13 protein-coding genes and 1 pseudogene are annotated in these 14,046 nt (G+C 72.3%); 1 reads left to right on the top strand and 13 read right to left on the bottom strand.

What is annotated here, in order from left to right:
• Positions 1-89 precede the first annotated feature (89 nt).
• From OG992_RS24365 to OG992_RS24315, 11 genes are all read right to left on the bottom strand, one after another.
• A complete protein-coding gene (locus OG992_RS24365; protein ID WP_266304401.1) occupies positions 90-491 on the bottom strand; it encodes a hypothetical protein in 402 nt (133 codons plus the stop codon).
• A gap of 26 nt (positions 492-517) precedes the next feature.
• Positions 518-1,045 carry a dihydrofolate reductase family protein gene (locus tag OG992_RS24360; protein ID WP_266304400.1) on the bottom strand — a complete coding sequence of 176 codons (528 nt, stop codon included), beginning with the start codon at positions 1,043-1,045 and terminating at the stop codon, positions 518-520.
• A 175-nt stretch (positions 1,046-1,220) separates the two neighbouring features.
• Positions 1,221-2,480, bottom strand: a complete 1,260-nt coding sequence (locus OG992_RS24355) for an MFS transporter (protein ID WP_238687849.1) — start codon at positions 2,478-2,480, stop codon at positions 1,221-1,223.
• 146 nt (positions 2,481-2,626) lie between these two features.
• Positions 2,627-3,502, bottom strand: a complete 876-nt coding sequence (htpX, locus tag OG992_RS24350) for a zinc metalloprotease HtpX (protein ID WP_238687850.1) — start codon at positions 3,500-3,502, stop codon at positions 2,627-2,629.
• Between the two features lie 115 nt (positions 3,503-3,617).
• The gene (locus OG992_RS24345; protein ID WP_266304399.1) at positions 3,618-5,117 is read right to left on the bottom strand and encodes an NADH-quinone oxidoreductase subunit N; all 1,500 of its coding nucleotides are present in this window, start codon (positions 5,115-5,117) and stop codon (positions 3,618-3,620) included.
• 55 nt (positions 5,118-5,172) lie between these two features.
• Positions 5,173-6,681, bottom strand: coding sequence for a NuoM family protein (locus OG992_RS24340; protein ID WP_238687852.1), 1,509 nt, complete (start codon positions 6,679-6,681; stop codon positions 5,173-5,175).
• Positions 6,682-6,795: 114 nt separating this feature from the next.
• The gene (locus OG992_RS24335) at positions 6,796-8,727 is read right to left on the bottom strand and encodes an NADH-quinone oxidoreductase subunit L (protein ID WP_266304398.1); all 1,932 of its coding nucleotides are present in this window, start codon (positions 8,725-8,727) and stop codon (positions 6,796-6,798) included.
• Complete coding sequence (nuoK, locus tag OG992_RS24330) at positions 8,724-9,086, bottom strand: NADH-quinone oxidoreductase subunit NuoK (RefSeq protein ID WP_266304397.1); 363 nt, start codon at positions 9,084-9,086, stop codon at positions 8,724-8,726. Before nuoK ends, OG992_RS24335 begins: the two co-directional genes overlap by 4 nt.
• Positions 9,083-9,643: an NADH-quinone oxidoreductase subunit J gene (locus OG992_RS24325; RefSeq protein WP_266304396.1), complete on the bottom strand. Its 561-nt coding sequence runs from the start codon at positions 9,641-9,643 to the stop codon at positions 9,083-9,085. Before OG992_RS24325 ends, nuoK begins: the two co-directional genes overlap by 4 nt.
• Before the next feature lie 25 nt (positions 9,644-9,668).
• Positions 9,669-10,274 carry an NADH-quinone oxidoreductase subunit I gene (locus tag OG992_RS24320; protein WP_238687855.1) on the bottom strand — a complete coding sequence of 202 codons (606 nt, stop codon included), beginning with the start codon at positions 10,272-10,274 and terminating at the stop codon, positions 9,669-9,671.
• Positions 10,275-10,369: 95 nt separating this feature from the next.
• A complete protein-coding gene (locus tag OG992_RS24315; RefSeq protein WP_112700493.1) occupies positions 10,370-10,798 on the bottom strand; it encodes an ester cyclase in 429 nt (142 codons plus the stop codon).
• A gap of 81 nt (positions 10,799-10,879) precedes the next feature.
• On the opposite strand from OG992_RS24315, the gene OG992_RS24310 reads away from it, so the two are divergent.
• Positions 10,880-11,899, top strand: coding sequence for a glutathione S-transferase family protein (locus OG992_RS24310; protein ID WP_238687857.1), 1,020 nt, complete (start codon positions 10,880-10,882; stop codon positions 11,897-11,899).
• Between the two features lie 104 nt (positions 11,900-12,003).
• On the opposite strand, the gene OG992_RS24305 is transcribed toward OG992_RS24310, so the two are convergent.
• Positions 12,004-12,966 carry a complex I subunit 1 family protein gene (locus tag OG992_RS24305; protein WP_091402514.1) on the bottom strand — a complete coding sequence of 321 codons (963 nt, stop codon included), beginning with the start codon at positions 12,964-12,966 and terminating at the stop codon, positions 12,004-12,006.
• A 425-nt stretch (positions 12,967-13,391) separates the two neighbouring features.
• Positions 13,392-13,970, bottom strand: a pseudogene (locus OG992_RS24300) (NADH-quinone oxidoreductase subunit C); the annotation flags it as partial.
• Positions 13,971-14,046 lie beyond the last annotated feature (76 nt).

Raw genomic sequence — 14,046 nt, 5'->3', positions numbered from 1 at the left:
ACGCCACCCGCCGAGCCGGCGTCAAGCCCACTGAAGCTGAGGAAGTCACCCGCCCGAGTCGGCGTCGACCCACCCAGGTCGGCGTCGACTCACCGCGCCGGTCGGACTGATTCCGCACGGAGTCCCTCGACCACGAGTGCGTGGACAGAGCGCAGCACGGCCGCCTCCTGTTCGTGGCCCACGCCGCTGGCGACAGCGGCCCAGTGCGCGGCGCACTGGGCAGCCAACCCCCATTGTCTGTGCGACAGCTTGATGGCGACTTCCTCGTCGTCGGTCGGCCAGTTACCGGAGCCGGCGACGCCGGGGGTCCAGTGCGCGATCTGGTCCCATCCTGCTTCGCGGATGCCTGACCCTGTCTGCACGACCTGGTGAGGATCGTCGCTCTCTGCCGCAATGCTGACCGCGCTGTCGACCGCGCCATCCAGGTGGCGCCACTGCCAGGTGGTCATGCGCAGGCTGAAGGCTCGCTCCGGGTCGTCGACGTGTTCCATGTGGCTCACCCCATCGGTACGCGGGCTCAATAGACGACGCGGTACCAGTGCTCGGTCTCGCCGGGCAGCGACTCCAACCGCACTTTGGTGCCGCCGGGGTGGTCGAACATCCGCACCCCGTCGCCGAGCAGTACCGGGGCGAAGAACATGAGGACCTCGTCGAGCAGCCCTGCCTCGACGCACTGCTTGGCGACGTTGGCACCGAGGATGTTGACGTACCTGTCCCCGGCGGCGTCCTTGGCCTGGGCGACGGCGGTGTGCAGGTCACCGACGAACGTGACGTCCGCGGGTGGCTCGGCCGGTGGCCGGTGGGTGAGGACGAACACCGGCCCGTGGTACTGGCCGCCGAACGCGCCTTCGCTGTCGGTGCCACGGTTGGGGTCGTCGCCGCCGAATGTGCCGTTGCCGGCCAGGATCGCGCCGACGCTGTTGAGTAGGCGCTCCGCCGTCGGGTTTTCGCCGCCCAGGTGATCGGTCAGCCACGACATGTCGCCGCCGGGGCCGGCGATGTAGCCGTCGAGTGACGCCGTCGCCGAATATAGAACCTTAGCCATGAACCCAGGGTAGGCGGACGGAACCTGGGTTCCTGGAAGTCGGGGTGTCCGGCGCGCAGGGAAACCCCGACTTCCAGGAACCCGAGCGGACCAAGCCGACGCGACGCCGCGCGGACCAAGCCGACACCACGCCGCGCGGACCAAGCCCGCAGCGAAACAGCCAGAAGACAGCAGGTCAGACGGAGACGGGCTGTTCGGCGCGTACCGCAGTGGTTTCCGCGCGGGCGATGGGCCCGGCGGGTAGCGCGGCGACAGCGGCCCCGACGGCGACCGCCGCCCCGGCGAACAGGAACGCCCAGCGGACGCCGCCGGCGTGGTCCACGATCACGCCGGCAACCGAGCCGCCGGCGGCGCTCGCCGCCACCGCGACGGTGACCACCCAGGTGTACGCCTCGTTCAACATGCCGGTGGGGGCGATCCGGCCGACCAGTGTGTTCTCCAGGGTCAGCGCGGGCGCGATGGTGGCCCCGCCGGCGACCAGCGCGACACCCAGCGCGAGCGGGGTGGGCATCACCGCGAATACGGCGAAGGTGGCGGCCAGCGCGGCGAGCAGCAGGGCGAACTGCCTGGTCATGTTCGGTGCTGGCTTGCGGACGCCGAACCAGAGCCCACCGATGGCACTGCCGACGCCCCAGACCGCGAGCAGGACGCCGGCGAGGCTCTCCGGGTCGCCGGTGGAGTGGTCACTCGCGAAGGCCGGCACGGTCACACCGGCGGCCCCGAACGCGATGCCCAGGCCGGCGACGCAGATCAGCAGGGCCGGGAAGCCGGGGACCCGTAGCGGGCCGAGCCCGCGGGCGTGGTGTTCCCGCGGGTGCGGACGCCAGCCGCGCATGACCCGGCCGAGGGCCACGGCGGTGGTGCCGACCAGGGTGACCACTGCCGCGCCGATCAGCGCGGCTGCCGCGTCGGCGACGAGGACGAAGCCGGCGACGAGCAGCGGGCCGAGGACGAAGACGATTTCGAACAGCGTGGTCTCGGCGGCCAGCGCGGTGTTGCGGAGGTGGTATCGGCCGGAGTTGGGGCCGGTCAGGTCGTTCCAGGCGCCTCGGATGGCGGCGGTGAGCGGCGGGTAGGTGGCGCCGGCCACGCCTGCGGCGAGGTAGATGACGGGGAGCGCGTCGTCGCCGGAGCGGCTGGCCAGCAGCAGCCCGATGAGTGCCAGCGGGTGGGCCACGGCGGTGAGCAGCAGGACGGGGCTGGGGCCGACCCGGTCGGCGATCCGTCCGGCCACCGGGCTGAGCGCGGCACCGGCGAGGGCGTATATGCCGCCGGCGATGGCGGCCAGCGAGTAGCGCCCGGTCACCTGTTCGACGACCAGGAGCAGCGCCAGCGGGGTCATGCCGATTCCGAGCCGCCCGATGATGCCGGTGATCAGCAGCATGGGCGCGCCGGGGATCCGCCAGACACCCAGGTACTGACGCAGCGCGGTCACCGTGAACCTCCCGAGGATGTAATGAGCGTGAGCCGTTACGACCCTAACGCCGCTGCCTGACCGGAGGACAGCGGAATAGTCTCCGACACAGCGATCCGCCCGTACCCGGCGTGGCCGGGTACGGGCGGAGGCGGTGGATCAGCGGGTCAGCGCTGGAACTGCACCGGCCCCGAGTTGCGGGCCATCTGCTCCAGCCGGGCGACGCGGTCCTCCATCTTCGGGTGGGTGGAGAAGAGCGCCGCCATGCCGCCGCCCCGGAACGGGTTGGCGATCATGAGGTGGGCGGTGCTGGTGAGCTGGCCCTGGGCCGGCAACGGCCGGCGTCGGGCCACCGCGTCGATCTTGCGTAGCGCGCTGGCCAGGGCCAGCGGGTCGCGGCTCAACTCGGCGCCGGAGGCGTCCGCCTGGAACTCGCGGCTCCGGCTGATCGCCAACTGGATCACCGTGGCCGCGATCGGGCCCAGGATCAGGGTGAGCAGCAGCACAGCCGGGTTGGGTCGGTCCTCGTCGTCCCCGCCGCCCAGCGGGATGAAGAAGGCGAGGTTCGCCAGCAGGGTGATGATGCTGGCCAGGCCGGCCGCCACGCTGGAGATCAGGATGTCCCGGTTGTAGACGTGGGACAGCTCGTGCCCGATCACGCCGCGCAGCTCACGGTAGTCGAGGATCTCGGTGATGCCCTGGGTCACGCAGACGGCCGCGTGCTGCGGGTTGCGACCGGTCGCGAACGCGTTGGGCTGCGCGGTGGGGCTGACGTAGAGCCGCGGCATCGGCTGCCGGGCGTCGGTGGCCAGCTCCCGGACCATCCGGTACAGCTCGGGGAACTGCGCCTCGGTGACCGGTTGCGCCCCCATCGAGCGCAGTGCGAGCTTGTCGGAGTAGAAGTAGGTGACGCCGTTCATGACCAGAGACACGAGGACGGCGATGACCAGGCCGCCGCTGCCGCCGAACCAGTAGCCCACCGCCAGGATCAGGGCACTGAGCAGGCCGAGCAGCGCTGCGGTCTTCAGACGGTTGTGGTGCACGATGTCTCCTTCGGTGCACGGATCGCCGGGATCCGCTGACCGGTGTAACAACCCGGTACCCGCCAACCATCCGTCTCAACGCTGAGAGTTGACTGAGACCGGGGCCTCGGGTGGGTCAGCGGCCGGCCAGGTCGAGCACCAACTGCGGGGCGACGCCGAGCACCACGGCGGCCACCGTCGCCACCGCCAGCACCACAGCCACCACACCCACCACGGGTACGCCCGACGCTCCGCCACCGGCGAGCGCCGCTGCCGGGCCGGGCGTCGTGGTCGGCGCCCAGAGCGCGGCGGTCACCCGCAGGTAGTAGGCGAGGCCGATCACGGCGTTCAGCGCCACCACAAGCGCCAGCCAGGCCGCGCCGCCGTCCAGCAGTGCCCGGACCACAGTCACCTTCGCGAACAGGCCGGCCAGCCCCGGCGGCAGGCCAGCCAGACCCACCAGCGCGAGACCGAACGCCCCAGCTCGCCACGGGTGCCGCCGGGCTGCGCCGCGCAGGTCGTCCAGCGTGCCGCCGTCCGCACCCGCCGGCCGCAGCGCTGTCACTCCGGCGAACGCGGCCAGCTCCAACACCACGAAGAAGACGGCGTACGCCACGGCGGCCGTGTACGCGGCGGACCGTGCCTCGTCAGTGCGCCCGGCGGCCAGCGCCAACGCTCCCAACGGGGCGAGGATGTACCCGGCCTGCGCGACTGACGACCAGGCGAGCAGTCGGACGGTCCGCCGCTGACGCAGGGCGACCAGATTGCCGACGGTCATGGTGAGCACGGCGAGCAGGGCGAGCACCGGACCGGTCTGGTCCGCCGGCAGCGCCCGTTGCACCACGGCGAGCAGGGCGACCAGGCCGCCCAGCTTCGACGCGGTGGACAGGTACGCGGCCACCGGCAGCGGCGCGCCGTCGTAGGTGGCCGGCGCCCAGGCGTGGAACGGCACCGCCGCCACCTTGAAGGCCAGGCCGACCAGCAGCACCGCAACGGCGGCGGTGGTCAACGGCAGGTCCCGCAACTCTGGCTGCTCGGCGAGCAACGCGCCGAGCCGGTCCAGGTGCAGCCCACCGGTCACCGCGTACAGCAGCGCCGCGCCGAGCAGTGTCAACGTGGTCGCCACCACGCTGACCACGAAGAAGGTCACCGCCGCCTCGGCGCTCGCGAGGCTCCCCCGGCGCAGGCCGACCAGCACGTACAGCGGCAGGGTCAGCGTCTCCAGGGCGACGATCAGCGTGATCAGGTCGCCGGCCGCGCCAAGCACCACGCCACCGGTCATCGAGCAGGCCAACAGGAACGCGTACTCCCCGACCGGTGACCGCCCGGCCCGCAGGGCGGGCACCGACAGCCCGAGCACGCCGAGGGTAAGCAGCGCGACCACCACGGCGACCAGTGCCGCCCGACCACCGAAGATCCAGGAGCAGTCGGCGCCCACGCAGAACGTCCGCCGCTCGGCACCCGCCCCGACCAGCGCGGAGCCGACGGCGGTCCCGAGCGCGCCGAGCGCGGCCACCGCGATGGTGGCCCGTGGCCGGGCCACGAGCAGATCGGTGATGAGCACGAGCACGGCCGTGCCGGCGGCCAGGTAGGCCGGCAGCAGCGCGACGCTGTCCACGCTCTGCACGACGTTCATCTGGACCTGCCTTCGTTCGCGACTGCGGGGCTCCGCTTCGCTGCACTCCTCGCGCTCACCGGGAAACCACACCGATCAGGGCGTCGACGGGGGCCTCGGCGACGCCGAGGACCAGCGTCGGCGCCAGCCCGATGGCCAACGCGAGCAGCACCAGCGGCACCCAGGCGATCAATTCCGCACCGGCCAGGCCGGGACCGACCTGACCGACGGCGGGGCTCGGCCGGTTGTGGGTGACCTGGCGCAGCAACCGCAGGAAGTACGCGGCGGTGAGCGCCCCACCGATCGCCGCCAGCACCCCGAGGGTGGTCCAGAGCGGGCCGCCCACCTGCACGGCGGCGATCACCGCGAACGCCTCGCCCCAGAAACCGGCCAGCCCGGGCAGGCCCAGTGACGCGATCGCCGCGAACGCGAGCAGACCCGCCAACCGGGGCGAGGTCTCCCGCAGCCCGGACAGCTCGGCGAGGGTGCCCGTGCCGGTACGGTCTTTCACCGCCCCGGCCAGGAAGAACAGCAGGCCGGTGATCACCCCGTGCGCGACGTTGCCGATCAACGCCGCCTGGATGCCGGTGGCGGTCAGCGTGGCGACGCCCAGCAGCACGAAGCCCATGTGCCCCACGCTGGAGTACGCGATGAGCCGCTTCACGTCCGACTGGGCCAGGCAGACGAGCGAACCGATCAGGATCGCGGCGACGGCGAGCACTCCGAGCACCGGCGCCGCCCAACGGGCACCCTCCGGCGCCACCCCCACCGCCACCCTGATCAGGCCGTAGGTGCCCATCTTGAGCAGCACACCGGCCAACACGACACTGCCCACTGTGGGTGCCTGGGTGTGCGCGTCGGGCAGCCAGGAGTGCAACGGCCACAGCGGGCTCTTCACCGCGAACGCCAACGCGAGCAGTGTGAACGCGGCCAACTGGGTGCCCCGGGACATCCCCGCGCCACCGGTCAGCGTCACCAGGTCGGCGGTGCCGGCGGCGGCGACCACGACGTACACGCCGACCAGCAGCAACACCGAGCCGAACAGCGTGTAGAGCGCGAACTTCCGGGCCGCCCGACGCCGGTCCGTGCCGCCCCAGCCGGCGATGATCGCGTACATCGGCAGCAGGACGACCTCGAAGAAGAGGAAGAACAACACCAGGTCCAGGGCGAGGAAGGTGCCCAGGATGCCCACCTCGACCACCAACAGCAGCGCGACGAGCGCCCGGCCGCTGCCGCCGTCCGGCACCCGCCACATCGTGTACGCGCAGCAAAGCAACGTGAGCAGCGCGGTCAACACCACAAGCGGCCAGGAGATGCCGTCGACGCCGAGGTGGAAGCGCAACTCCAGACCGGGCACCCAGGGCAGGTCCAGTTGGTGCCACGGGCGCACCGCCGGCGCGTCCGCCGACCAGGCGACCCAACCTCGACCGCCGAACACCAGCGGCACCGCTGCCAACAGGGTCAACGCCGCCGCGACAGTACCGACCAGCCGGGCCGCCCGGTCCCGGGGCGTCGCCGCCACCGCTACCGCACCCAGCGCCGGCACCGCCAGCACGGCGACCAGCAACCCCTGCCCAAGCGTCACTGGACCGCCTCTGTTCGCGACTGCGGGGCTCGCAAACCCAGCTCACTCCTCGCGCTCACTGGACCGCCTCTGTTCGCGACTGCGGGGCTCGCAAACCCAGCTCACTCCTCGCGCTCACTGGACAACTCCCAACAGGGCGGCGGCCAGGCCGATCAGCAACGCGCCGGCCAGTACGCCGGCGGCGGCCCGGGGCAGCGCCGCGCGGTGCAGCGCGGCCAGCCCCGCGCCCAGACCGGACACGGCTCTCCCACTGCCCTCGACAGCGCCGTCCACCACCACCTCGTCACTCGTACGCGCGGCGCGGGCCAGCGCGCGGACCGGGCGTACCACGAGGGTGCGCTGGACGTCGTCGAGCCGGAACGCGCTGGCGAAGACCGGCCGCAGCGGACCCAGCGCGGCGGCCGGGTCGGCGGCCGGGTCGCGCCGCCAGCCCCACGTCACCAGCGCGGCGCCGACCAGCAGGAAGGCGAGCGGTAGCAGCACCCCCGGCCCCAGGTGGACCAGGCCGTCCTCGGAGCCCGCCACCGGGACGGTGGGGAACCGCAGGCGGTCGGCGAACGCCCCGACGAACCCGGTCAGACCGAGCAGCGCGGCCGGCACGGCCAGCAGCAGCACCGGCCAGCGCAGCACGGCCGGCGGATCGTGCGGCTGGACCAGGGGCAGCCGCGGGGTGCCGAAGAAGGCGCGCAGCAGCAGCCGACCCGCGTACCAGGCGGTGACAGCCACGCCGACCAGCCCGGCGATCCAGACGATCCAGCCCACCCAGGACGGCGCGGGGCCGGTGCCCTCCAGCGCTGCCGACTCGGCGACCGTCAGGACGCCGTCCTTGCTCCAGAAACCGGCCAACGGCGGCACCCCGGCCAGCGCGCCCAGGCCCACCACAGTGCACCAGAACGTCACAGGCATGCTGCGCCGCAGCCCGCCCATCTCCGACATCAGGGTGGTGCCGACGGCGTGGATCACCGCACCGGCGGCGAGGAACAGCAGCGCCTTGAAGGCGGCGTGGGTGAGCAGGTGGAACAGTGCGGCCGACGGTGAACCGACAGCCAGCGCGCCTGTCATGTAACCCAGCTGGGACACTGTCGACCAGGCCAGCACGCGTTTGATGTCGTCCTGGGCGGTGGCGGCGAGCGCGCCGAGCAGCAGCGTGATCGCGCCGAGCACCCCCAGCACCGTCAGCGTCACCGGCGCGGCAGTGAACAGCGGGTAGAGGCGGGCCACCGCGTACACCCCGGCGGCGACCATCGTCGCGGCGTGGATCAGCGCGGAGATCGGGGTCGGACCGGCCATCGCGTCCGGCAGCCAGGTGTGCAGAGGGAACTGCGCGCTCTTGCCGGCCACTCCGGCGAGCAGCAGCAGGCCCGCAGCGGTCAACGTGGCGCCGGAGTGGTCGTGGGCGAGCACGTCGGCGATCCGGAAGCTGCCCGTCGACACGCCCAGCAGCGCGATGCCGAGCAGGAACCCGACGTCACCGACCCGGGTCACCAGGAACGCCTTCATGGCGGCGGCGGGGGCGCCGGCCAGTCGGCGGTCGTGGGCGATCAGGAGGTACGAGCAGAGGCCCATCACCTCCCAGCCGACCAACAGCATGATCAGGTCACCGGCGACCACCACCAGCAGCATGGCACCGGTGAAGAGGCTGATCTGGGCGGCGTAGGGCGGGTAACGGTGGTCCACGTCGACGTCGTCGTGCGGACCGCGCCGCAGGTAGCCGATCGAGTAGACCTGCACGGCCAGGGCGACAGTGGTGACCGCCACCGCGACCAGTGCGGCGGCGCCGTCCAGGCGTACGCCGAGGGTCACCGCCAGCCCGCCGAAGTCCACCCAGGTGGCCGACGTCTCGGTCGGCCCGTCGACGGTGAGCAGCAGCGCGACGGCCAGCGCCAGCGCCCCGGCCGCACCGGTGACGCCGAGCGTCACGGCGACCGTCCGGGCCCGGTCGCCGCCGGTCGCGCTGTCGCGCCGAGGGGCCGGTGGCAGCAGCAGACCGAGCAGCCCGGCGACCAGCGGTACGGCGGGCAGCAGCGCCCCGAGCAGCCCGGTCACCGGCCCGCCTCCGAGTTTCCGATGGCCGGCTCGCGCCCACCGACGGGATCCGGCGACTCGGTCAGCGGAACGTCGTCCACCGCGACTGTCGCCCGCAGCCGGTAGAGCTGGAGGACGATCGCCAGCCCCACCCCGATCTCGGCGGCGGCGAGGACGATGACGAACAGCGCGAAGACCTGCCCCGAGTGCGGGAGCACGGCGCGGGCGGTCGTGTCGGCGGTGACCAGGATCAGGTTGACCGCGTTGAGCATCAACTCGACCGACATCAGCACCAGCACCGCGTTGCGGCGGCGCAGTACGCCGTACACGCCGAGGCCGAACAGCAGCGCGGCGGTGACGTACGGGATGACCGGCCTCACCGGCGCCCCCCGGGCTCGCTGCCGGCCAGGTCGTCTGCCGTGCCGTCGCGGTGCGGGGCGGCTCTGCCGATGTCCGGCCGGGACAGCACGATCGCGCCCACCAGCGCGGAGAGCAGCAGCACCGAGAGCACCTCGAACGGCAGCACCCAGGATTGGAAGATCTGCTCACCCAACCGCTCGGCGGTGCCGGCGGCGGGCAGCCTGACGGTGCTCCAGCGGTACGCGTCGACCAGCAGGGCGGCCAGCCCCAGCCCGGCGCCGCCACCGATCAGCGCGGCCGGCCACCCGGGCCGGTCCAGGTCGTCGGAGGCGCCGATCGGGGCCCGGGTCAGCATCACCGCGAACAGCAGCAGGACCACTACCGCGCCCACGTAGATCAGCACCTGCACCCAGGCCACCAGCTCGGCGCCGAGCACCAGGAAGTCACCGGCCAGCGCGCCCAGGCACACCACCAGGTAGAGCCCGGCCCGGACCAGGTGTTTGGTGGTCACCACCAGCACGCCGGCACCGACCGCCACCGCGCCGAGGGCGAGCAGCAGCACATCCGCCCCGGTCACCGGGACGCCCTTCCGGCTCGGGCGCTCACGACGCCGGGTCCTGGTCGGCGTCGGGGCGTACCGCTGGCGGAGCCGGACGGGCGGCGGCCGCCTTGCGCGCGGCGGAGGTTTCCTCCTTGGCCGGCTCGCCGTTCGGGTCGTGCGCGGGCGGCGGCGGAACGGTGGCCATCCACTGACCGAGGTGGTCCTTGTCGTGCAGCAGGTCCTTGATGTCGTACTCGGCGTACTCGAACTCCGGCGACCAGTAGAGCGCGTCGAACGGGCAGACCTCGATGCAGATGCCGCAGTACATGCAGAGCGAGAAGTCGATGTCGAACTTGTCGAGCACGTTGCGCTGGCGGGGGCGGGCGGCGCCGGGCACCACCACCTCCTCCTTGTGCGAGTCGATGTAGATGCACCAGTCCGGACACTCCCGGGCGCAGAGCATGCAGACCGTGCAGTTCTCCTCGGACAGGGCGATCACGCCGCGCGAGCGCGGCGGCAGGTCAGGAGCCGTGTCCGGGTACTGCTGGGTGGTCGAACGGCTGGTCATCGTCTTGAGGGTGACCGCCAGCCCCTTCACCAGGCCCGCGCCGGGAAGGCCGCGTCCGCCGGTGTCATCGCGCTCGCTGGGGTCGCTCATGTCGACCATCCTGCCCTGTGGCCACGGCGCGCGCGACCACCACCCACAGGTCGACGACCCCAGGGGCTTACCCGAGAAGCACGGTCACCTGCCGATCAGCCGGATCACGCCCCGGGTCCGCTGACGACGGCCGGTGGGAGCATCTCGACGCCGAGTTGTTGCAGCAACTGGAACAGCTCGTTGCAGCTCCACACCTCGACGATTCGGCCCGCCGCGTCGAAACGCAGGAACGTCGCCCCCGAGTAGCTGACCACCTGCCCGGTCGGCGGGACCGGCCCGAACTGCCCGGCGTGGGTGCCGGCGGCCCGCCAGTGCACTGCCACCCGCTCGCCCGCCGCGACCACGTCGACGATCTTGTAGCGGAGGTCCGGGAAGGCCGCCCGGCGCTCGCGATGCCAGGCCAACGTCGCCTCCGGCCCGGTGCCGCCCAGCCCCGGGCACTCCTCGGCGACCAGCTCGTACGCCGACTCCTCCTGGCGGGCATTCCACACATCGGCGATAAAACGCCGGGCCGCCGCCTCCACATCCGTCATGCCGGCAGGGTATCCGGGACCACTGTGCGCCGTAGATCCGCGAGGATTGGGTAGAGACACTGACCAGACCGGGAGGGCGACGTGGGCGAGGAAAAAGGCGGCAAGTACGTCGAGCCGGGCGGCGAGTTCACCCGCGACCAGCGGTACATCGCCACCCGGATCACCGAGGACGGGCGCGACGGCTATCCGGTGGAGCCGGGCCGGTACCGGCTGGCGGTCAGCCGGGCCTGCCCGTGGGCCAACCGGCTGATCATCGTGCGGCGGTTGCTCGGTCTGGAGGACGCCATCTCGATGGCGGTGGCCGGCCCGACCCACGACGCCCGGAGCTGGACCTTCGATCTCGACCCGGACGGCCGGGACCCGGTGCTCGGCATCGAGCGCATCCAGGAGGCGTACTTCAAGCGCTTCCCCGGCTACGAGCGCGGCATCACCGTTCCGGCGATCGTGGACGTGCCGACCGGGCAGGTGGTGACCAACGACTACGCGCAGATGAGCCTGGACCTGTCGACGCAGTGGAGGGCGTACCACCGCGAGGGCGCCCCGCAGCTCTACCCCGAGCACCTGCGGGAGCAGATCGACGAGGTGAACGCAGTGGTGTTCCGGGACGTGAACAACGGCGTCTACCGGTGCGGGTTCGCGGGCAACCAGGAGGCGTACGACAAGGCGTACCACCAGCTCTTCGACCGGCTGGACTGGCTCACCGAGCGGTTGACCGACCAGCGCTACCTGGTGGGCGACACCATCACCGAGGCCGACGTGCGGCTGTTCACCACGCTGGTCCGCTTCGATCCGGTCTACCACGGCCACTTCAAGTGCAACAGGCAGAAGCTGAGCGAGATGCCGGTGCTGTGGGCGTACGCCCGGGACCTGTTCCAGACTCCCGGCTTCGGCGACACCATCGACTTCGACCACATCAAGCGGCACTACTACGAGGTGCACCGCGACATCAACCCGACCGGGATCGTTCCGCTCGGCCCCGACCTGTCCAACTGGCTCACCCCACACGGCAGGGAAGCGCTCGGCGGCCGCCCGTTCGGCGACGGCACCCCGCCCCCACCCCCCGCCGAGCCCGTCGACCCCGCCCACACCCCGCTGCGCTAAGCCCCCTCGCACGCGTCGATCTTGCACTTTCTGACGCCCAAATGCACCATTTGGTCACGTTTGCCGGGACAGAAAGTGCAAGATCGACGCGGACGGGTGGGGGTCTACAGGGCTATGCGGACTGCCGCGGTGAGGACCAGTTGGGCCAGGGACGCGGGCACGAGGACCAGCCAGCAGAGGCGTTGGAGTTGATCCTCGCGTAGCCGGGGGTAGGAAACCCGGAGCCAGATGATCACGAAGGACACCGCGAAGATCTTGAGCAGTGTCCAGAGCCAGCCCAGCTGGTCGTCGGCGAACGGGCCCTGCCAACCCCCCAGGAACAGCACAGTGGTCAGCGCGGCGATCACCACGATGCCGACGTACTCGGCGAGCAGGAAGAACGCGAACCGCAGACCGGTGTACTCGGTCATGTAGCCGAAGACCAGCTCCGAGTCGGCCACCGGCATGTCGAACGGTGGCCGACGGATCTCGGCCAACCCGGCGACGAAGAAGATGATCATCGCGGGTGCCTGCCAGAGCAGCCACCACGGCTGCCACGCCTCGACGATGCCCGACAGGCTGAGCGTGCCGGCCGCCATCGCCACTGACGCGGCGGCCAGCACCAGCGGCAGTTCGTAACCGAGCAACTGGGCCGCCCCGCGCAACCCGCCCAGCAGGCTGTACTTGTTGGCCGACGCCCACGCCGACATCAGCACCGCCACCACCCCGACGCCGACCACTGCCAGCACGAAGAAGAGGCCGATGTCCAACGGTTGCCCGACCAGGTCGTTCGGACCGAGCGGAATGACGAGCAACACCAGCAGGTAGGGCACCAGGGCCACCGCCGGCGCCAACCGGAACACCGCCCGGTCCGCCTCGCGCGGGGTGATGTCCTCCTTCTGCACGAACTTGACCCCGTCGGCCACGAGCTGCGCCCAGCCGTGGAAGCCGCCCGCGTACATCGGGCCGAGCCGGCCCTGCATGTGCGCCATCACCTTGTGCTCGGCCTGGCCGACAAGCAACGGCAGGGTGAGGAACGCGACCACCACGCCGCCGATCCGGATCACCAACTCCACCCAGAGCGGCATCAGGCCGTACCCCCGTCGTGGTCGCTCCGGCCCTCGCGGCCCGGCGGGTCCGCGATCGGCTCGCCACCCGACGCGGCCGGGCCGGCGTCGGGCTGGTCAGGTGCGGCCGCGCCGGGCGCGGCCCGGTCGGCCCCGTCAACGCCGGGCACGGTTTCGGCAGCCGGGCCGGCGTCGGGCGCGGGCTTGGCAGCCGGGCCGGCGTCGGGCGCCGGCTGGTCGGCCGGGCCTGCGTCGGGCGCGGGCTTGGCAGCCGGGCCGGCGTCGGGCGCGGGCTGGTCGGCAGGGGCCGGGCCGTCGGTGGCGCCGGCCGGTCGGGGAGTACGCGCCGGACGGACCCCCGGGGCAGGCCGCGCCGGACGCTCACGGGCCGGTCTGGCCGGGGTGCCGCCACGCGGACCCTCCCCCACCCCACCGGCGCCGGCCGGGGTGGGCGTGGGCCCCCACTCGCCCGGGGCGGGAACGCCCGGCGGGCGGATCGGTCGACGCCCGCCGCCAGCCTCGGACTCGCCCGGCTCCTTCGCGCCCGGCCAGGGCTTCGCCACCCGGGAGGCCAGCACGAACTCCTTACGCAGCGGGTGACCCTCGAACTCCGGCGGCAGAAGCAGCGGCAGCAGCTCCCCGTGGCCGGCGAAGTCGATCCCGAACATTTCGTGCGTCTCCCGCTCGTGCCAGGCGGCACCGGGGTAGACGTCGACGACCGAGGCGACAGTGGGCTCGCCGCGCGGCAGCCGGGTACGCAGCAGCAGACCGTGCCGCAGTCGCGTCGACCAGAGGTGCGCCACCACGTCGAAGCCCTCAGCCAACTCGTCGACCGCGGAGAGCCAGTCGAAGAAGTCGCAGGCCAGCTCGGCGTCGTCACGGGCGGCGGAAACCGCTGTCAGCCAACTCGCGGGCGGCACATCGACTGTGGCCCGGGCGAACCTTTGCCCGCCGGAGACCGACGGGGTCGCCTCAACCGGCGCGAGCAGCGCGACCAGCCGAGCGCCGACCTCTTCGGGAGTCATGCCGCTGATCCTAGTGCCGGCCGGGCCCACGCCTGGCCGCCGCCGATGCCCAGCGATCTGCCGGCTTTGGGCGCGT

It is taken from the genome of Micromonospora sp. NBC_00362 (genome assembly GCF_026342155.1).
GTDB lineage: Bacteria > Actinomycetota > Actinomycetes > Mycobacteriales > Micromonosporaceae > Micromonospora > Micromonospora hortensis.
This window is presented reverse-complemented; position numbering and strand designations above follow the sequence as displayed.